We start from the raw sequence: 284 nt of genomic DNA, 5'->3' as shown, positions 1-284 counted from the left end.
TTCACTGCCCAATCTGTTGTGTAAACAACGCGAAGTTTCCCTATACTTAAGGCCGTCTGAAAATGCATGAGCACACCACCATCGTCAAATGTCCAACCTGCCAAACCCCGGTCATCTGGAGTAATGAAAGCCAATACCGCCCGTTTTGCAGCCAACGTTGCAAGCTAATTGATTTGGGCGGATGGGCGGAAGAACACTACAGCGTCGCAGCAGTTGAAGATGATGCTTTGTCGGATATATTGAAATGATGTGGTCGATTTTCTGAAAAAGAAGGTAGAAACAAG

The 284-nt window shown here is 46.1% G+C and carries 1 protein-coding gene; it reads left to right on the top strand.

Annotation, left to right across the window (positions count from 1 at the left end):
• Positions 1-62 precede the first annotated feature (62 nt).
• Entirely contained in the window at positions 63-248 is a 186-nt protein-coding gene (yacG, locus tag C7N83_RS10820; RefSeq protein ID WP_106742615.1) for a DNA gyrase inhibitor YacG, read from the top strand.
• The last annotated feature ends 36 nt before the right edge of the window (positions 249-284 follow it).

It is taken from the genome of Neisseria iguanae (assembly GCF_003013245.1).
Classification (GTDB): Bacteria; Pseudomonadota; Gammaproteobacteria; order Burkholderiales; family Neisseriaceae; genus Neisseria; species Neisseria iguanae.
This window is presented reverse-complemented; position numbering and strand designations above follow the sequence as displayed.